General features: G+C 71.2%; 16 protein-coding genes. 8 read left to right on the top strand and 8 right to left on the bottom strand.

Annotation, left to right across the window (positions count from 1 at the left end):
• Nucleotides 1-45: 45 nt before the first annotated feature.
• Complete coding sequence (locus tag ABT130_RS21255; protein WP_350920493.1) at nucleotides 46-1,248, bottom strand: ROK family transcriptional regulator; 1,203 nt, start codon at nucleotides 1,246-1,248, stop codon at nucleotides 46-48.
• A gap of 146 nt (nucleotides 1,249-1,394) precedes the next feature.
• Between ABT130_RS21255 and zwf the strand changes: the two genes are divergently transcribed.
• From zwf to ABT130_RS21220, 7 genes are all read left to right on the top strand, one after another.
• Entirely contained in the window at nucleotides 1,395-2,870 is a 1,476-nt protein-coding gene (zwf, locus tag ABT130_RS21250) for a glucose-6-phosphate dehydrogenase (protein ID WP_350957634.1), read from the top strand.
• 50 nt (nucleotides 2,871-2,920) lie between these two features.
• On the top strand, nucleotides 2,921-4,789 hold the full coding sequence (edd, locus tag ABT130_RS21245; RefSeq protein ID WP_350957631.1) for a phosphogluconate dehydratase: 1,869 nt from the start codon (nucleotides 2,921-2,923) through the stop codon (nucleotides 4,787-4,789).
• Nucleotides 4,790-4,832: 43 nt separating this feature from the next.
• A complete protein-coding gene (gene glk, locus ABT130_RS21240; protein ID WP_350957628.1) occupies nucleotides 4,833-5,789 on the top strand; it encodes a glucokinase in 957 nt (318 codons plus the stop codon).
• Complete coding sequence (eda, locus tag ABT130_RS21235; RefSeq protein ID WP_350920505.1) at nucleotides 5,786-6,403, top strand: bifunctional 4-hydroxy-2-oxoglutarate aldolase/2-dehydro-3-deoxy-phosphogluconate aldolase; 618 nt, start codon at nucleotides 5,786-5,788, stop codon at nucleotides 6,401-6,403. Before glk ends, eda begins: the two co-directional genes overlap by 4 nt.
• 245 nt (nucleotides 6,404-6,648) lie before the next feature.
• Complete coding sequence (locus ABT130_RS21230) at nucleotides 6,649-7,896, top strand: TIGR03118 family protein (protein WP_350957626.1); 1,248 nt, start codon at nucleotides 6,649-6,651, stop codon at nucleotides 7,894-7,896.
• A gap of 430 nt (nucleotides 7,897-8,326) precedes the next feature.
• Nucleotides 8,327-8,944, top strand: a complete 618-nt coding sequence (locus ABT130_RS21225) for an AAA family ATPase (RefSeq protein ID WP_350920511.1) — start codon at nucleotides 8,327-8,329, stop codon at nucleotides 8,942-8,944.
• A 69-nt stretch (nucleotides 8,945-9,013) separates the two neighbouring features.
• Entirely contained in the window at nucleotides 9,014-9,340 is a 327-nt protein-coding gene (locus ABT130_RS21220; protein WP_350920514.1) for a cupin domain-containing protein, read from the top strand.
• 112 nt (nucleotides 9,341-9,452) lie between these two features.
• On the opposite strand, the gene ABT130_RS21215 is transcribed toward ABT130_RS21220, so the two are convergent.
• The 3 genes from ABT130_RS21215 to ABT130_RS21205 form a co-directional block, all read right to left on the bottom strand.
• Nucleotides 9,453-10,154 (bottom strand): SIR2 family NAD-dependent protein deacylase, encoded by a 702-nt coding sequence (locus tag ABT130_RS21215; protein WP_350920517.1) that lies wholly within the window; start codon nucleotides 10,152-10,154, stop codon nucleotides 9,453-9,455.
• Between the two features lie 132 nt (nucleotides 10,155-10,286).
• The gene (locus ABT130_RS21210; RefSeq protein WP_350920520.1) at nucleotides 10,287-11,174 is read right to left on the bottom strand and encodes a carbohydrate kinase family protein; all 888 of its coding nucleotides are present in this window, start codon (nucleotides 11,172-11,174) and stop codon (nucleotides 10,287-10,289) included.
• Between the two features lie 25 nt (nucleotides 11,175-11,199).
• Complete coding sequence (locus ABT130_RS21205; RefSeq protein ID WP_350920523.1) at nucleotides 11,200-12,264, bottom strand: LacI family DNA-binding transcriptional regulator; 1,065 nt, start codon at nucleotides 12,262-12,264, stop codon at nucleotides 11,200-11,202.
• A gap of 294 nt (nucleotides 12,265-12,558) precedes the next feature.
• On the opposite strand from ABT130_RS21205, the gene ABT130_RS21200 reads away from it, so the two are divergent.
• Nucleotides 12,559-13,851 carry an ABC transporter ATP-binding protein gene (locus ABT130_RS21200; protein ID WP_350920526.1) on the top strand — a complete coding sequence of 431 codons (1,293 nt, stop codon included), beginning with the start codon at nucleotides 12,559-12,561 and terminating at the stop codon, nucleotides 13,849-13,851.
• A 73-nt stretch (nucleotides 13,852-13,924) separates the two neighbouring features.
• On the opposite strand, the gene ABT130_RS21195 is transcribed toward ABT130_RS21200, so the two are convergent.
• The 4 genes from ABT130_RS21195 to ABT130_RS21180 form a co-directional block, all read right to left on the bottom strand.
• Nucleotides 13,925-14,656 (bottom strand): hypothetical protein, encoded by a 732-nt coding sequence (locus ABT130_RS21195; protein ID WP_350920529.1) that lies wholly within the window; start codon nucleotides 14,654-14,656, stop codon nucleotides 13,925-13,927.
• A 224-nt stretch (nucleotides 14,657-14,880) separates the two neighbouring features.
• Entirely contained in the window at nucleotides 14,881-15,525 is a 645-nt protein-coding gene (locus ABT130_RS21190) for an ACT domain-containing protein (protein WP_350920532.1), read from the bottom strand.
• A gap of 95 nt (nucleotides 15,526-15,620) precedes the next feature.
• Nucleotides 15,621-16,832 (bottom strand): right-handed parallel beta-helix repeat-containing protein, encoded by a 1,212-nt coding sequence (locus ABT130_RS21185; protein WP_350957624.1) that lies wholly within the window; start codon nucleotides 16,830-16,832, stop codon nucleotides 15,621-15,623.
• A 324-nt stretch (nucleotides 16,833-17,156) separates the two neighbouring features.
• Nucleotides 17,157-17,435 (bottom strand): hypothetical protein, encoded by a 279-nt coding sequence (locus tag ABT130_RS21180; RefSeq protein WP_350957621.1) that lies wholly within the window; start codon nucleotides 17,433-17,435, stop codon nucleotides 17,157-17,159.
• Between the last annotated feature and the right edge of the window lie 3 nt (nucleotides 17,436-17,438).

The raw sequence follows: 17,438 nt of genomic DNA, 5'->3' as shown, positions 1-17,438 counted from the left end.
GCCAGGCGGCGGAGCCGGCGGGGCGGTTCGTCAGGCCGAGGGCTGTCAGGCCAGGGAGCGGACGGGGCGGACCGCCTGCCAGACCGCGGAGTCGACGGCCTCGGGGGAGAGGATGTGATCCAGGACCATGTGGGCGCAGCCGATGATCCCGGCGCCCGGGCCGAGACGGCTGCGCTCGATGCGCAGGTTACGGGTCGCCAGGGCCGTCGAGCGGCGGTGGATCACCTCGCGAACCCCTGAGACCATCGGCTGGAAGGTCTCCGCCACGTCGCCGCCGAGCACGACCACCGCGGGGTTGAGCAGGTTGACCGCGCTGGCGACGACCTCGCCGAGCATCCGGGCGGCGTTGCGGACCACGGTCATGGTCTCCGCGTCGCCGGCCCGGACCAGGCTCACCACGTCGGCCATGGTCTTGACCTCGTGCCCCCGGGCACGGAGCTCGCGCAGGATCGCGGTGCCGCTGGCGACCGAGTCGACGCAGTCGATGTTGCCGCAGCGGCAGAGCACTCCCCCGCCGTCGCGGACCGGGATGTGCCCGATCTCCCCGGCGGCGCCCAGCGCCCCCCGCAGGATCTCGCCGCCGGCGATGACGCCGGAGCCGATCCGGGTGGAGACCTTGATGAACAGCAGGTCGTCGGCCTCACCCGCGTAGATCGCGCGGTGCTCGCCGATGGCGATGACGTTCACGTCGTTGTCGAGGAGGACGGGAACGGGGAAGCGCTCGGCGATGATCGGCGGGATGGCCACCCCCGTCCAGCTGGCCATGATCCGGGCACTCTCGGTGCGCCCGGCCGCGAACTCGACGGTGGCCGGGACACCCAGGCCGACGCCGCGGACCAGGGAGGCCGGGCGGTCGCCGAGCAGTTCACTCCAGGTCTGCATGACCAGCGGGAGGACGACGTCAGGGCCCTCCTCCACGTCCACGGACAGTCCGGCGCGGGCCACCACCTCGCCCGCCAGGTCACAGACGGCGACCTGCGCGCGGCTCGCGCCCAGCGAGCCGACCAGGACGAGGCCACCCGAGGCGTTCAGGACCAGGCGGGTGGGCGGACGGCCTCCGGTGGAGGGGCCCTCGCTGTCCTCCACGACGAGGCCCTGCTCCAGCAGCTCGGTGACGCGCAGGGACACGGCCGGCCTGGACAGGCCGGTGACGCGCCCTATGTCGGCGCGTGTGACCGCCTCACCGGAGCGGATGAGGCGTAGCACCTCACCGCTGGTGGCCAGCGCGGCAGCGGGACGTCGAGGCATCGGCTAAGTGAACCACACCTGCTTAGGAAATGAAAACGTCGTACTTTCTCATCTCAAATGACAAAACTCGGCTTGTGTAGAGCGCAAGATATGGCTACTGTCCGATCTATCCCTAATTTCGGTAGATCATCACGGAGCGCTCCCCCATGCCCGAGACCCCGCAACCCGCCGACCTCATCGTCTTCGGTGGCACAGGCGACCTCTCCATGCGGAAACTCCTCCCGGCGCTCTACCACTCCGACCGCGACGGCCTCCTCGCCCCCGCGACCCGCGTCATCGCGATGTCCCGCGGCGGGCTCGACGACGCCGACTTCCGCGGCAAGGTGGACGCGGAGGTGCGCGGCTCGGTGCCGGTGGACGACCCGGGCACCTGGCAGCGCTTCCTCGGCCGCCTGCACCACGTCAGCATCGACATCGGCGGCCAGGACCCGACCGGGTGGGCGAGGCTCACCGGGCTGCTCGCCGGGTACGAGCACCGCGCCCGGGTCTTCTACCTGGCCAGCCCGCCCATGACGTTCGGCCCGTTCTGCCGGGAGGCACACCGCGCGGGTCTGGTCACCCCCGCCTCACGAGTGGTGCTGGAGAAACCCCTCGGGCGCGACCTGACCAGCGCGCTGCGCATCAACGACGAGGTCGGCGCCATCTTCGACGAGCGGCAGGTCTACCGCATCGACCACTACCTGGGTAAGGAGACGGTCCAGAACCTCCTCGTGCTCCGGTTCGCCAACGCGTTCCTGGAGCCGATCTGGAACTCCCTCTGGATCGACCACGTCCAGATCACCGTCGCCGAGACCGTGGGCACCCCTGGCCGGCGCGGCTACTACGACCACGCGGGCGCGCTCCGCGACATGGTGCAGAACCACCTGCTCCAACTGCTCTGCCTGGTCGCGATGGAGCCCCCCTCGCGCAACGACCGCGAGTCGATCCGCGACGAGAAGGTCAAGGTCCTCCAGTCGCTGCGGGCCGTCACCGGCGGCGAGGTCGACCGTTTCACCGTACGCGGCCAGTACACGGCGGGCGAGTCCGGCGGCGCCCGGGTCCCCGGCTACCTCGACGAGCCCGACCGCACCGCCCCCACCGAGGCCTCCCGGCGGGTGGAGACCTTCGCCGCGATCCGCGCCGAGGTGAAGAACTGGCGCTGGGCGGGGGTGCCGTTCTACCTGCGCACCGGCAAGCGGATGCCGTACCGCTGCTCGGAGATCGTCGTGCAGTTCAAGGACGTGCCCCACTCGATCTTCCCGGGCAGCACGCCCAACCGGCTGGTGCTGCGGCTGCAGCCGAGCGAGGGCATCCAGCTGAACATCATGGCCAAGGAGCCCGGCGCGGGCGAGGTGGCGCTCAAGCCGGTCCCGCTCGGCCTCAGCTTCGCCGAGACCTTCACCGGCCGGGTGCCCGACGCCTACGAGCGACTCCTCATGGACGTCCTGGCGGGCAACCCGACCCTGTTCATGCGGCGCGACGAGGTCGAGGCCGCCTGGCGGTGGATCGATCCGATCATCAGCGAGTGGGAGTCGCGGGGCACGGCCCCCGAGCCGTACCCGGCGGGCAGCGCGGGCCCCACCTCGGCCCACGAACTCGTCGGCCGCAGCGGCCGCACCTGGCACGGGGAGGGACTGGCTTGAGCGGCCGGGAACAGCACACAGACCGAACCGACCGTGACGCAGGAGGCCGGATGCATCCCGTGATCCAAGAAGTGACGGACCGCCTGGTCGGGCGGAGCCGCCCCAGCCGTACCGCGTACCTGGCCCGGCTGCGCTCCGAGGCCGAGGCGGCCCGCCGGCGCGGTCCCGCCAGGGCGAGCCTGGGCTGCGCCAACCTGGCCCACGGCTTCGCCGGCGTGGCAGAAGGCGACAAGCGCGACCTGCGGGCAGGCGTCAAGCCCGGTGTGGCGATCGTGTCGAGCTACAACGACATGCTCTCGGCGCACCAGCCCTACGAGACCTACCCGGCGATCCTCAAGGCGGCCGTCCGGAAGGCCGGTGGCGTCGCGCAGTTCGCCGGCGGCGTGCCCGCGATGTGCGACGGCATCACCCAGGGCCGGGCGGGCATGGAGCTGTCGCTCTACAGCCGCGAGGTCATCGCGATGGCCACCGCGATCGCGCTCTCGCACGACATGTTCGACGCCTCCCTCATGCTCGGCGTCTGCGACAAGATCGTTCCCGGCCTGCTGATCGGGGCGCTGCACTTCGGCCACCTGCCCGCGGTGTTCGTCCCTGCCGGGCCGATGACCTCCGGCCTGCCCAACAAGGTCAAGGCCCGCACCCGGCAGCTGTTCGCCGAGGGCAAGGTCGGCAGGGACGAGCTGCTCGACGCCGAGGCGAAGTCCTACCACTCCCCCGGCACCTGCACCTTCTACGGCACCGCCAACTCCAACCAGGTCATGATCGAGGTCATGGGCCTGCACCTGCCGGGCTCGACCTTCGTCAACCCGCGCACCGAGCTGCGCGAGGCCCTGACGAAGGCGGCGGGCAGGCGGGCGGTGGAACTGACCGCGCACGGCGACGAGTACACCCCGGTGGGCGAGGTCGTCGACGAGAAGGCGATAGTCAACGCCTGCGTGGCGCTGCTGGCGACCGGCGGCTCGACCAACCACACGATGCACATCGTCGCCATCGCCGCGGCGGCGGGCATCGAACTCCTCTGGGACGACCTGGCCGCGCTGTCGAAGGTCGTACCGCTGCTGACCCGCATGTACCCCAACGGCCAGGCGGACGTGAACCACTTCCAGGCCGCGGGCGGTATGCAGGTGCTCATCGGCGACCTGCTGGACGCCGGGCTGCTCCACGGCGACGTGCTGACCGTCGCCGGGCGCGGCCTGGACCACTACCGCTCGGCCGTCGAGCTCAAGGACGGCGAGCTGGTCTGGGAGGAGCGCACCGAGGGCAGCACCGACCTGGACGTGCTGCGCCCGGTCTCCGACGCGTTCTCCGCCGACGGCGGCATCCACATGCTCAACGGCAATCTGGGGCGCGCGGTCAGCAAGGTCTCCGCGGTCAAGGACGAGCACCTGGTCATCGAGGCCCCCGCCAAGGTCTTCGACGACCAGCTGGAGCTGCTGCGCGCCTTCGACGCGGGCGAGCTCGACGGGCAGGACTTCGTCGCGGTCATCCGATACCAGGGACCGAGCGCGAACGGCATGCCCGAGCTGCACAAGCTCACCCCGCCGATGGCGGTGCTGCTCGACCGGGGACAGCGGGTGGCGATCGTCACCGACGGCCGTATGTCCGGCGCGTCGGGCAAGGTCCCCGCCGCCATCCACCTGTCGCCGGAGGCCGCCGACGGCGGCCCCATCGCGCTGGTGCTGGACGGCGACCCGATCCGCCTCGACGCCGCCACCGGCACCCTGGAGCTGCTGCTCCCCGCCGACGAGCTGGCCGCCCGGTCCCCGCATGGCGCGCCGCTCACCGACGCCCAGTGGGTGGGCACCGGCCGCGAGCTGTTCGGCGCCTTCCGCCGCGCGGCGGGCCCGGCCGAGCGCGGCGCGGGCATCTTCCCCCTGAACGGCCACGCCGAGGCCGTCGCGAACGGCGGCCGGGCATGACCGCGCACACCGTCTCTCCCGTACGGCCCGCGAAGGAGATCATGTGAGCCTTCCCTGGCTCGTCGCGGACGTCGGCGGCACCAACGCCCGGTTCGGGCTGGTCACCGAGGCCGGTGGTCAGCCCGATAAAGTGGCCGTGCTCGCGGGCGCGGAACACGATGGCCTTCCCGAAGCCGTAGCCGCTTATCTCGCAGACCATGCGGGCGGAGTTCGGCCGGGAGCCGCGTGCATCGCGATCGCAGGACCCGTGGACGGTGACCGCTACCGGCTCACCAACGCCGGGTGGACGGGGTCGGTGAGCGAGCTGGGCATCCCGAACGCCTGGCTGCTCAACGACTTCGAGGCCCTGGCCGCGTCCCTGCCGTACCTGCGGGGCGAGGACCTGGTCTGTCTGGGCGGCCCGGAGCCCTCGCGCGGTGTCAAGGCCGTGCTCGGGCCCGGAACCGGCCTCGGCGTGGGCGGCCTGGTGCCCGCCGCCGAGGGCTGGGTGCCGATCCCCGGGGAGGGCGGCCACGTCACCATGCCGCTCCTCGACGAGCGCGACCACGAGATCGTCCGGGCGCTGCGTGCGGACGGCATGGAGCACGTGGTGGCCGAGCACCTGCTCTCCGGGCCGGGGTTGTCGCGCCTGCACCGGGGGCTCGCCCTCGTCCGCGGGGTGGACGCGCCGAGACTGCCGGCCTCCGACATCGTGGCCCGGATGGACGACTCGCTGTGCGCGCAGACCATCGAGGTCTTCTGCGCCATGCTCGGCACCTTCGCCGGCAACGTCGCCCTGACCCTCGGTGCCCGGGGCGGGGTCTACCTGGGCGGCGGCGTGCTGCCACGTATCGTGGACCGGGTCCGCTCCAGCGACTTCCGCCGCCGCTTCGAAGCCAACCCCACCCTGAACGACTACCTTTCCGGCATCGCCACCACGCTGATCGTGGCCCCACAGCCCGCCCTGGTCGGCGCGGCGGCGTGGCTGAACCAGCACCTGTCCAACCTGGAGTACGTGTGAGTAGCCTGCTCGACATCGCCCCCGTCATCCCGGTGGTCGTGATCGACGACCCGGAGACCGCGGTCCCCCTGGCCCGCGCCCTGGTAGCGGGCGGCCTGCCGGCCATCGAGGTCACCCTCCGCACCGCCGCCGCCCTGGACGCCATCGCGCGCATCGCCGCCGAGGTCCCCGAGGCGGTGGTCGGCGCGGGCACCGTCCGCACCCCGGCCGACGTGGCCGCCTCGGTGGCGGCCGGTTCCGCCTTCCTGGTCAGCCCGGGAACCACCCCGAAACTTCTCGACGCCCTTGCGGCCGGCGGGGTGCCGTTCCTGCCCGGCGCGGCGACCGCGTCCGAGGTCATGGCGCTGGCCGAGCGCGGGGTGACCGAGATGAAGTTCTTCCCGGCCGAGGCCGCCGGCGGCCTGCCGTACCTGAAGGCGCTCGGCGGCCCGCTGCCGCAGATCAGGTTCTGCCCGACGGGCGGCATCAGGCTCGCGACCGCCCCCGACTACCTGGCACTGCCGAACGTGGGCTGCGTGGGCGGTACCTGGCTCACCCCCGCCGACGCGCTCGCCACCGGTGACTACGCACGGATCGAGAAGCTGGCCACCGAGGCGGCCGCCCTCCGCCGCTAGCTCGCCGCAGGACTCCGCGGGCGTGCCTGTCCTCCCTGGGCTCGCCCGCGGTCATGAGCCTGCCGTGACCCGGTGTGACGCTCGTGAGATCAGGCCCATGGCCGCCCTACCCGGCGGCCATGGGCCATCCCTTTTCCGCTCGGCCGGCTCCTGGCAGGTCCCGGCCACCGGGAAACGGGCTGAACCGGGTACGGACCCCGCGCGTATCTCGCGGCGAAAGGCACTCCCGCACAGAGGAGCCATGAATGCGAGTACGCATCGTCACGATCTGCGCCACGGTTCTGGTCGTGGGCGTCGCCGGTACGGCGTCCGCCCGAACCCAGCAGGCGCAGAACGGAGCGGAACAGGCCCGAGCCGGAACCGGTCCGGCGAAATCCTGGACCGGCCACGCGCAGGCCGGAACGCAACGCACGCAGAGCCGTTTCTCGGTCACCAACCTGGTCTCGGACGTCAGCGGACGGGCGGCGGTCACCGACCCCGCACTGATCAACCCGTGGGGACTGGCCATGGGCAAGACCCTCTGGGTCTCGGCCGCGGGCAGCGGCCTGGCCACGGTCTACTCCGGCGGCGCGGGCACCGTGAAGCAGGAGAGGACCCAGGTCCGCGTCCCCGGCGGCAGGCCCACCGGGCAGGTCGTCAACATGGGCGAGGAGTTCGTCGTCAAAGGACCCGGCGGTTCGGGACCCGCGACGTTCATCTTCGCCAGCCCCAGCGGGGCGATCACCGGCTGGAACGCCGAGGCCGACCCGGATGACGCGATCATCAGCGCGTTCGTGAAGGGCGCCGACTTCAAGGGCCTGGCCCTGGCCCAGACCAACCGGGGGCCGCTGCTGCTGGCCGCCGACTTCGCGGGCGACCGGATCCACGTCTTCGACGGCGACTTCGAACGGATCATGACCAGCCGTCGCGCGTTCCGCGACCCGGGCCTGCCTGACGACTACGCGCCGTTCAACGTGGAGGTCGTGGGCCGCTCCATCCTCGTCGCGTACGCCAAGCGCGACCCCGAGACCGGCAAGTCGGTGGCCGGGCAGGGCAAGGGGTTCATCAGCCAGTTCAACGGCTCCGGCCGGTTCGTCGGCCGCTTCGCCGCGCGGGGGGCGCTCAACGCGCCCTGGGCGATGACGCCGGCCCCGAAGGGGTTCGGCGCCCACTCCGGAGCCCTGCTCGTCGGCAACTTCGGCGACGGCCGGATCAACGCCTACAACCCGCGCAACGGCCGTTCGCTCGGCCCGCTGCGCTCCGCCGACGGCAGGCCCATCACCCTGGGCGGCCTGTGGGACCTGGAACCCGGCACGGACGCCGTCGGCGGCACCGGCTCCCTGTGGTTCAGCGCCGGCAGCGACGGTGGCACCCACGGCCTGCTCGGCCTGATCCGGCCCGCGGGCGCCGCCACCCCGACGGCCTCCCCCTCCAGCGGCGCCTCCCCCGCGCCCTCGCCCTCACATTCAAGCTCCCACGGCTCCGGTTCCGGCGGCCCCGGCTACGGCTACTGACGGACGGCCGACGGGCACGAGGCCCCCGGGCCTCGCAGGCGGCGCCGGCACCCCACCGCCAAAAGGTGCCGGCGCCGCGCGTTTACCGGAGAGTCTCCTTCCGGTGACCGCGCCACCGCCCGGATTCCCCTACCCTTGAACGAACGAGGGGAGTACTTCCCAAGAGCCGCCCCGGTCAGTACGGACGCCCTGTGGCGTCCCCGGACGGTTGCCCGCGAGGTGCGGGTGAAGGAGACCTCGAATGACCGAGCGCATTCGAGGAGCGAGCATGCCCACCGACGGTCTCCCGCAGGTACCGCCTTCCCGGTGTTCCTCCGCTCGGGCGCAGTCCCCTCCGGTGCCCGCCGAATCGGCGGCGAACCGGATTCCACCGTGGCGGTGCCCCGGGACACATGATGGGGGGAATCCCCTTTCCTGCGAGGTGCACCCGATGGCCACCACATCGGCCGGCCAGTCCTCCGTCGAGGAGCTGCACTATCCGGCCGGGACGCTGGTGCTCCTCGCGGGGCTCCCCGGTGCGGGCAAGAGCACCCTGCTCGACCGGCTGTACGGGCTGCGCGGCGACGAGAGGGAACCGGTCCGCGCCGGTGAGGTCCGCGTCATCGACTCCCGTCAGTCCCGCAACTGGTGGGCCCGTTATCTCGGCCCGATCCCCCCGCGAGCCCGCACCCCGATCGTGCACACCACCCATGTGGCGCGGATCGCCCGCGCCCTGCTGCGGGGGCACGGCGTCGTCGCGCACACCCGCGGCACCTGGCCGCACATCCTGTACGGCTTCGCCTGGCTGGCGCGCGGGGTCGGCAGCGAGATCCATCTGATCCTGCTCGACGTGGAGCCGAGCGCGGCCCGCGAGGGACAACTCTCGCGCGGCCGGGTCGTCACGGGCACCACCTTCGCCCGGCACTGCCGCCGCTGGCGGGTGCTCATCGAGCGCGCCCGCGGCGGCGTGCTCCCCCCGGCCACGGGCGTCACGATCCTCGACCGTCCCGCCGCGGACCTGCTCCGGGCCATCCGCTTCGACGAACGGCCCCCCACCCGGGACGGATGACTTTACCTCCGCCTGGCGCTGCGCATTCCTCACCCAGGGCAGGCTCAGAACGACCGGGAGGAAACCTCAATGATCGACGTACTGGCTCTCGCCGAGGAACATCTCGCCCTCGCCAGGGAGAGCGCGCACGGCCGTAGCGCCCACACCTACCTCAACGAGGGCACGCTACGCCAGGCGGTCATCGCGCTGATCGCCGGAACCGTCCTCGGTGACCACGACGCCCCGCCGGCCGCGAGCCTGCACGTCCTGTCCGGGCGGGTACGGATCGTCGAGGAGGGGCAGAGCGTCGAAGTCAGCACGGGCCAGGCCACCCCGATCCCGCAGCGACGTCACTCACTTGAGGCCGCCGAGGATTCGGCGGTCATCCTCACCAGCGTCGTCAACATCTCCGTGTGAGGCCTGCCCTGGGCACACCCGGCGGATGGCCGTCGTCCTCGTCCGTTCGATCCTGACGGCTCCCGTTCACCGGACACGGCACCCCGCCCGGGGTCGTCCGCCGGCCCCTCCGTCAGGCGAGAGACGAGCAGAGGCGGGGGACCGCGACGCCTATGGGGTCGCTGATCACCTCGTCGGCCAGGTGGTCGTAGGGGGTCGGCTCGGCGTTGACGATGACCAGCCGGGCGCCCGCTCCGACGGCGATGCCCACCAGGGAGGCGGCGGGCTGCACCTGCAGCGAGGTGCCGACGGCGACGAACACCTCGCACTTCTCGGCCGCCTCGATCGCCCGGGTGAGGGTGGCCGTGTCGAGGGCCTGGCCGAACATCACGGTGGCCGTCTTGAGGATGCCACCGCAGTCGCGGCAGGCGGGGTCGCTCTCGCCCGCGAGGATCCGGTCGACCGCCTCCCGCGTGGTGGAGGTGGCGCCGCAGGCGGTGCACAGGGCGCCGAACATGTTGCCGTGCAGCTCCAGCACCCGCTCGGGCGGCGACCCGGCCCGCTGGTGCAGGCCGTCGACGTTCTGGGTGATGATCCACGTGTCGGGCAGGCCGGCCAGGGCGCGGTGTGCCGCGTTCGGCTCGGCCCGCCAGGCGGGGTTGTCGCGGCGCATCAGCCACGAGCGCCGCCGGATCTCCGGATCGGCCATGTAGTGGCCGTAGGTGACGAGCTTCTCGTGATCGGGATCCTTACGCCACACGCCGTTCGGCCCTCGGTAGTCGGGAATCCCGGACTCGGTGGAGATCCCCGCGCCCGTCAGCACCGTCAGCGTCATGGGTCGATCGTAGAGCCTTCCCTGTCCGCGGAGCGGTGTGCCGGCGAGCCGGACGTCTGCCGCGACGGGGAGGCCGGCCGCCGGGATCCGCGCGGCGACCAGGCCCGCGTGGAGCTCCCGGTTGGAGAAGGGTCACCCGGCACGATCGAGGAGGTCCGGCTCTCCGATGGGGTTCTCGTGGGTGCCCTCCGACGTGCAGGCGTGGGCCCCGGCGATGGCCCCGAGGGGGATGGAGTCGTCGAGGGAGCGCCCGGAGAGCAGGCCGTACAGTACGCCGGAGACGAACGCGTCCCCGGCGCCGTTGCTGTCGGCCACCGGCCCCGGCAGCGGTGCCGCGGGAAAGCCTCGCAGGCCGTTCTCGTCGAGGACGTGGCAGCCCTCCGCGCCCTCGGTGCAGACCACGGCCCTGGCCCGGCCGCGCGCCAGGATGTCGCGCATGACCTCGTCGCGGCGCGGGCCGAGGGCGGTGGCCGACAGGAAGACCAGGTCGGAGGAGTAGGCGAAGTCTCTGTGGTGGTCGTTCTCGCCGTCCCAGTCGTGCAGGTCGGTGGAGACGGACCCGGAGCCCAGGTCGGGGTAGACGTGCCGGGAGAAGTCGGTGATCGACACGTGGACGTGCCGGGCCGCGCGGACCGCGTCCAGGTAGAGCTCCCTGGGCAGCCGCTCGCCCGCCGCGGCGCGCGGGTCGAACAGCGAGGTGCGCCGCCCGTCGGGGCCGACGAGCAGGATGCTGCGCCGGGTCCCCTGCGGGGCGAGCGCCCAGCCGGCCTCCACACCCCTGGCCTCGAAATGGGCCCGGATGAAGCGGCCCTGCGGATCGTCGCCGATCAGGTCGACCAGCCTGACCCTCAACCCGAGCGCGTGGCAGCCGAGGGCGACCCCGCTGCCGGTGTTGCCGATCCGGTCCACCACCGGAGGGACCGCGTAGGTGTCGGCGTACGGCAGGGGCAGCGAGGGCACGTAGGCGGTGGTGTCGACCCCGGTGCCGCCGATGACGACGACGTCGTGACCGCTGTTCATCTCAGACCTTTCACGGCGAGCGTGCCTAGCGGTTGACCAGCGGGCCTGAACCGGTCGAGCGGCGCACGACGAGCTCGGGCTGGAACATCAGCTCGACGTGCTTGGCGCGGACCCCGTTGATCTCCTCCAGGAGGGTGGCCACCGCCGCCGAGGCCATGGCGCCGATGGGCTTGCGCACGGTGGTCAGCGGCGGGTCGGTGAACGCGATCAGCGGCGAGTCGTCGAACCCCACCACCGACACCTCCCCCGGCACCGAGAGCCCCCGGTCACGGCAGGCCCGGATCGCCCCCAGCGCCATCAGGTCCGACGCGCACACGATCCCCGTACAGCCGCGCGCCAGCAGCTGCGCCGCCGCCGCCTGCCCGCCCTCCACCGAGAACAGCGAATGCGAGATCAGCTCATCGACCTCCGTCGCCCCCAGCAACTGCGCCATCGCCCGCCGATACCCCTCGATCTTCCTGATCACCGGAACGAACCGGCGTGGCCCCACGGCCAGGCCGATCCGCTCGTGGCCCAGGTCGACCAGGTGCTGAACGGCCAGCCGCGCCGCGGCCCGGTCGTCGGGGGAGATGAAGGGGGCATCGATCCGCTCGCTGTAGCCGTCCAGCAGGACGATCGGCAGTCCACGCTCGGTCAACCGGGTGTAACGATCCATTTTGGCCGTGGTGTCGGCGTGCAGCCCGGAGACGAAGACGATGCCGCTGACCCCGCGGTCCATCAGCAGCTCGGTGAACTCGTCCTCGGGAGCGCCGCCGGGCAGCTGGGTGCAGAGCACCGGGGTGTAGCCGTGCTGGGTGAGCGCCTTCTCGATGGCCTGGGCGAACGCCGGGAAGATCGGGTTGTCCAGTTCCGGGGTGACCAGGCCGATCAGCCCGTTGCTGCGCTGGCGCAACCGCTGCGGGCGCTCGTACCCCATCAGGTCGAGCGCGGTCAGCACCGCCTGCCTGGTCGCCTGCGACACGCTGGGCTTGCCGTTGAGCACCCGGCTGACCGTGGCCTCGCTGACCCCGGCCTGCGCGGCGATGTCGGCCAGCCGAATCGCCGTCCCGTCGGAGCGGGAGCGTGAGGTCTGCGCGAGTTCACCGTCCATCAATGAGCCACCCCACCATGCGGCCGAATCAGGCGCAAGCCGATCGGCATCCGACACCCGCTATGAAATTCGTTTCTGCAACTTTTCGCAAACTGTAACATCCCAACCCCCGCAGTGGCATTTCGGTAAAGCTCTCCGGTCACGACTGACCGTCACATCAGGGAACGTAGAAGTAACCATCAGATGAGCAATTTCTAACGACATCTATGGACACACGGGCAAGTGTCGCGATGTACTACCTCATCAATCACACGGCTGGATCCGGGCGGGGGCGCCCGGGAGGAACGAGCGAGCATGAGTACCGTCGTCCTCGACAATGTGAGCAAGGTATACCCGGGTGGATACCTTGCGGTCGACCGCATGAGCCTGCGCGCGGAAAACGGGGAGCTGCTCGTTCTGCTAGGCCCCTCCGGTTGCGGCAAGTCCACGTTGCTGCGGATGATCGCGGGCTTGGAGGAGGTCACCGAAGGGGACCTGTGGCTGGGCGGTACGCTCGCCAACGACCTCGCCCCCCGCGACCGTGACGTGGCGATGGTCTTCCAGAACGGCGCGCTCTACCCGCACCGGACCGTGCGCGGCAACATCGCCTTCCCGCTGGAGATCGCCAAGGCCGACCCCGTGATGGTCAGGGAACGCGTGACGGAGTTGTCCAAGGCGCTGCACATCGACGAGACCCTGGAGCGACGCCCTGGAACGCTCTCCGGCGGCCAGCGCCAGCGCGTCGCGATGGGCCGCGCGATCGTCCGCCAGCCCTCGCTCTTCCTGATGGACGAGCCGCTCTCCAACCTGGACGCGGGCATGCGCACCGAGCTCCGGATGGAGATCTCGTCGCTGGTCCGTTCCCTCGGGGTGACCACCATCTACGTGACGCACGACCAGGTCGAGGCGCTGACCCTGGCCGACCGGATCGCCATCATGAACCGCGGCGTCCTGCAGGACGTCGGCACCCCCGGCCAGGTGTACAACGACCCCGCGACCGCCTTCACCGCGGCCTTCCTCAGTTCCCAGCAGCTCAACCTGCTCGCGGCCACCGTCCGCACCCCGCAGAACCAGTTCATCCTGCTGGACTTCGGCCCGCACCAGATCATGATCCCCTGGACCGACCCCAGGGCGTACGTCATCTCCCAGCACGTCGGCCACCAGATCATCGTCGGCCTGCGCCCTGACTGCCTGGCCCCGGTTCCCGACACCTTCGAGGGTCCGACCTTCCTCGGCCGCGTCCGCGCCCTGGAGTACCACGGCCACGAATGGCTCGCCTACGTCGAGAGTGGCCTGACCTCCGTGGCCGTGCCCGAGCCGCCGGACCCCCGCCGCGGGACGAACGGCCTGGGCGCCTCCCCCCTCGCCGGCAGCCGTGTCCGGTCGGTCCTGCGCCGCCTGATCCCCGGCAACCTCTTCGACGGGGACGCCGAGCCGCAGCAGGAGCAGGAGCAGGTCAGCGGCCACCACCGCCGCGCCGACCTCATCGTCCGCCTTGGCTCCCGCCCGGTCTGGCGGGCCGGCGAGTCCGCCAGGGTGGGGGTCGACGTCACCCGCCTGATGCTCTTCACCATGGACGGCGCCCGCATCGACCCTCCGCAGCGCTGATCCGGAGCGCCTCCGGAAGGGCGATCGTGGGCCCGGCAACGCTGTGACGGCCGCTGAGGATCCTCAGCGGCCGTCAGACCGGCCGGATCGTCTGAGCGATCCGGTCGAACAGCTCCTGTTTGCCGTCGGCGTCGGTGCTGAGCGTGACGATGCAGGTCTTGTTCTCGGTCGGCACGTAGTACTGGGCGCCCTTGACGTCGACACCGTTGGTCGGGAAGGTGTAGACGATCCGTGCCGCCTCCCTGGAGCCGATCGTCACCTTCCCCGCCGCGACGACCTTGGCCTTGAGCTGCTCCAACTGGGATCTGGTCTCCTTGATCAGCTGTTCCGTCGAGATCTGCCGCCCGGCCTGGCAGAAGCCGTTGAGGTTGGTCGGGAACCCGTTCGGGGAGGTCTTGGCCGACTCGGGGTCCGCCGCCCAGATTCCCTTGTTGTCGACCAGGGTCTGCAGGCTCTTCTTGGCCTGCTCCAGAGTGGGGCCGGACAGCCCGCTGCTCTTCAGCCCCTTGTTGAGATCATCCTTGGTCAGGTCGATCGCGACCCACTCCTTCGGGACCGCGGCGCTGACGCCGTTGGCGGGACCGCCGATCGGTTTGAAACCGTTGGGGACGGGTGCCGCACCGGTGCTCCGTCCGGGAGTGGGGCTCGCGGAGCCGGGGCTCGTGGCGGGTCCGGTGCTGGAGTTTCGCATGAGGTCGGCGGGAACCCCTACCCCGGCGGTCCAGTCCCCGCTCCCGCAGGCCGTGCTCGTTCCCAGGCAGAGCCCCAGCAGGCTCATGGCCACGGTGTGGTGGCGGTTAGGCATCAGGCTGCCCCCCTCGCGGACCCGCGAGGGCCCGGTACCGATATGACCTGCGCTGTCTATCGGGGGGAGAGCCGACGCGGACGTGCACGGTGGTTACCCGCCTGCCAGGCCGTGGCCGGACGGCCCCGACGGAGCCGGTCGCGACGGGCGGCAAGGCACGGTCGCGGGAAGTGGCAGCACACCACTTCTCGCTTTCTACCCAATAGCCGACATATCGGAAACACTCAGGCCCGGGAGGCACGCCCCATGATGGAGACGATCTCCAGGACGCGGATGGCACGGTCCAGCTCGACACGGTGGAAGGGCGGGCCGTCGGTGCGGGCGAGGACCAGGTGCAGGCTCATCTCCGGCACCGGAATGCTCATCAGCTGGTGATCGCCCGCACCGAGGACGGCCGGCCGCAGCGGGGCGAGATCCGTCCTCTTGACACCGGCCAGACCGCCCGTCCCGTCGAGGCCGGCCGGCGCCTGCCAGCTGCGGTGGACGAACTCTCCGCTCTCCGAGGACATGGTCACCGCCCACTCGGCGCTCACCAGGTCCGGCATGGCGTCCACGAGGGTGGCCAGCGCCCTGCCCGGATCGGCGGCGACGTACTTGAGCAGGTCGTAGTCCGGTGCCGCGCCGGGGATCTCACGGGTGGGCCAGACGCCCTCCACTCTCATCCCGGGGACGCCGGAGAGGCGGTCCCTGACCGTCTCGGCGTCCACGCTGCCGGGCCAGGAGACCGTGAAGTCGTCCACCGCCCGGCCGACCTCACGTTCCAGGACCGTCACCTGGAGGATGTCCGCGCCCAGCGTGCCGAGCACCCGGGCCGCCTGGCCCAGAGCACCCGGCCTGTCGGGGAAGGAAACACGGAGCCGCAACATCATCACCGATCACCTCGCTCTGCGCACCAGACTGTCCTAGCCAGGTTTCACGAAGGTTCCGGAGAGATGTCCAGACTAAGACCTAAAACAGGTAAAAATCAGGATTGATATGCTCCGGCGGCGGGGGCTACGGGCAGTGCGGCGCCGGAAAGGTCCCTGGCCAGGCTCGCGCCCCCGTACCAAGCGGGGTCGAGCCTGACACCGCGGCCGAGCGCCGGGGAGCCGAGGCTCAGGCGCAGGTCCTTCCGGCTTCTGAAACGGGGATCGGCCACGATCGACCTGGGGCCGAGCTTGAACTTGAGGGAACGGCCCTTGTAGACACCGGCGTCCTCATCGGCTCCCTTGCCGTCCTCGAAGCCCACCTGCCCGCCGACCATGATGATGTTGTTGCGCAGCTTCAGGATGTTCGGCGAGCAACCGTCGTGGCAGGCCCAGCCGAGGGTGCTGCGGGCGGGCAGGTAGACCGAGTTGTGCACCGCGATGGTGCCCTTCACCGGCCCGACCGCGTGGCGGGCGCCGCGCGTGACGAGGAAGGAGGTGCTCTTGCGCGAGGCGGTCACCACGTTGTGGGCGAAGATGTTGCCCTCGGCGGTCTTGCCCTTCTGCGCGCCCAGCTCGACGAAGGTCTTGTTCTCCCTGGCCACGTTGTGGGTGATCCGGTTGCGGTCGCCGTTGAACACCTCGACCGCGGCGCCGTCGGTGCCGTAGTCCTTGCTGCTCGCGTAGCTGCCGGTGATCAGGTTCCCGGTGACGAGGTTGTCGTCACCGTTGAGCAGCACGCCGAAGGCTCCGGAGTCGTTGTCACCGCCCTCGTCGTTGACGCTCATGCGGTTGTTGTCACTCAGGACGCTGTTCCTGACCACGTTGTACGCGCCGAAGAACTGAACCCCGGTGACGTTACGGTCGGCGATGATCCGGTCGAGCTCGTTGCGGCTGCCGCCGACCTCGAAGCCGGCCCACCGGCAGTTGCTGGCCCGCACCCCCACCACCCGCACGTAGGAGCCCGAGATCACCACGCAGTCCTCGCCCCTGCCGCTGATCTTCGGGGCCGCACCCTTGCCGTACGGCTCGACCAGGATGGGGCCGGCGGCGGTGCCCCGGCCGGACAACCTCAGCGCCCCCGGCCAGCCGCTGCCGCGCTTGAGACGCACGATGTCGCCGGGACGCAGGGTGGCGGCGTTGACGTTGTCCAGGCTGCGCCAGGGCGCCGCGGCCGAGGTGCCCGCCGCGGCGTCGTCCCCCGCCTTGGAATCGACGTAGTACACGGTGCCCGCCGCCGCCACGGTGGCCTCGGGTAGTGCGACGAGCATGCCTCCTGCCAGGAAAGCCCCTGCCACCGGAGTGGCCCACCGTCTCGTCGATTTCATTCTGGTACGCTCCATCGCCGTCACCACAGGTGTGTCAGGCGCAGATCTTCGCACACCCGGGGTTTGGTCAGCGATCCGCAAGGACGGACCCACAGCCAGCCGTTACCTCCGCTTCACCCGCGGGCCCCGTGGCGGCTCCAGCCGCCGACGGGAGCCGCCACCGTGCGCGGCCGGGCGGACGGCGAGGACGGCTGCCGCCGCCCCCCGGAGGCCTTCCGGTGATCGGGCAGCGCCCCGGCGCGTCACCGACCCGCCGGGGCGGCACCCCTAGCCCGCGTCCGGCCCGGGAAGGGGCCTGTCCGGGTGCTCGACCGCGATGCGGGCGTAGCGCTGGAAGGCCCCGGCGAGCTCGGCGGCCGTCTCGGGGGCGTACCCGTAGTGGTTGTAGACCACGGCGGCGAGCATGGAACCGTCCCGCTGCTCCTCGACGATCGGCTCGGGAGCGCTGAGGTCGAGTTCGCCCGGGTTCGCCGCCCAGTCGAGCCCCTCCTGTTCGCGATCGAACGAGAGTGAGAGCCCGGACCGTGGGCGGTCCGGATGGTGCACATG

Source organism: Streptosporangium sp. NPDC001681, from assembly GCF_040298085.1.
Classification (GTDB): Bacteria; Actinomycetota; Actinomycetes; order Streptosporangiales; family Streptosporangiaceae; genus Streptosporangium.
This window is presented reverse-complemented; position numbering and strand designations above follow the sequence as displayed.

Coding starts and splice junctions, on each gene's coding strand:
- ABT130_RS21185 (WP_350957624.1), bottom strand. CDS start 16,832: ATGCTCGTCGCACTACCCGAGGCCACCGTGGCGGCGGCGGGCACCGTG.
- ABT130_RS21190 (WP_350920532.1), bottom strand. CDS start 15,525: ATGATGTTGCGGCTCCGTGTTTCCTTCCCCGACAGGCCGGGTGCTCTG.
- ABT130_RS21215 (WP_350920517.1), bottom strand. CDS start 10,154: ATGACGCTGACGGTGCTGACGGGCGCGGGGATCTCCACCGAGTCCGGG.
- ABT130_RS21210 (WP_350920520.1), bottom strand. CDS start 11,174: ATGAACAGCGGTCACGACGTCGTCGTCATCGGCGGCACCGGGGTCGAC.
- ABT130_RS21200 (WP_350920526.1), top strand. CDS start 12,559: ATGAGTACCGTCGTCCTCGACAATGTGAGCAAGGTATACCCGGGTGGA.
- ABT130_RS21255 (WP_350920493.1), bottom strand. CDS start 1,248: ATGCCTCGACGTCCCGCTGCCGCGCTGGCCACCAGCGGTGAGGTGCTA.
- ABT130_RS21195 (WP_350920529.1), bottom strand. CDS start 14,656: ATGCCTAACCGCCACCACACCGTGGCCATGAGCCTGCTGGGGCTCTGC.
- zwf (WP_350957634.1), top strand. CDS start 1,395: ATGCCCGAGACCCCGCAACCCGCCGACCTCATCGTCTTCGGTGGCACA.
- ABT130_RS21220 (WP_350920514.1), top strand. CDS start 9,014: ATGATCGACGTACTGGCTCTCGCCGAGGAACATCTCGCCCTCGCCAGG.
- edd (WP_350957631.1), top strand. CDS start 2,921: ATGCATCCCGTGATCCAAGAAGTGACGGACCGCCTGGTCGGGCGGAGC.
- ABT130_RS21230 (WP_350957626.1), top strand. CDS start 6,649: ATGCGAGTACGCATCGTCACGATCTGCGCCACGGTTCTGGTCGTGGGC.
- ABT130_RS21205 (WP_350920523.1), bottom strand. CDS start 12,264: ATGGACGGTGAACTCGCGCAGACCTCACGCTCCCGCTCCGACGGGACG.
- ABT130_RS21225 (WP_350920511.1), top strand. CDS start 8,327: ATGGCCACCACATCGGCCGGCCAGTCCTCCGTCGAGGAGCTGCACTAT.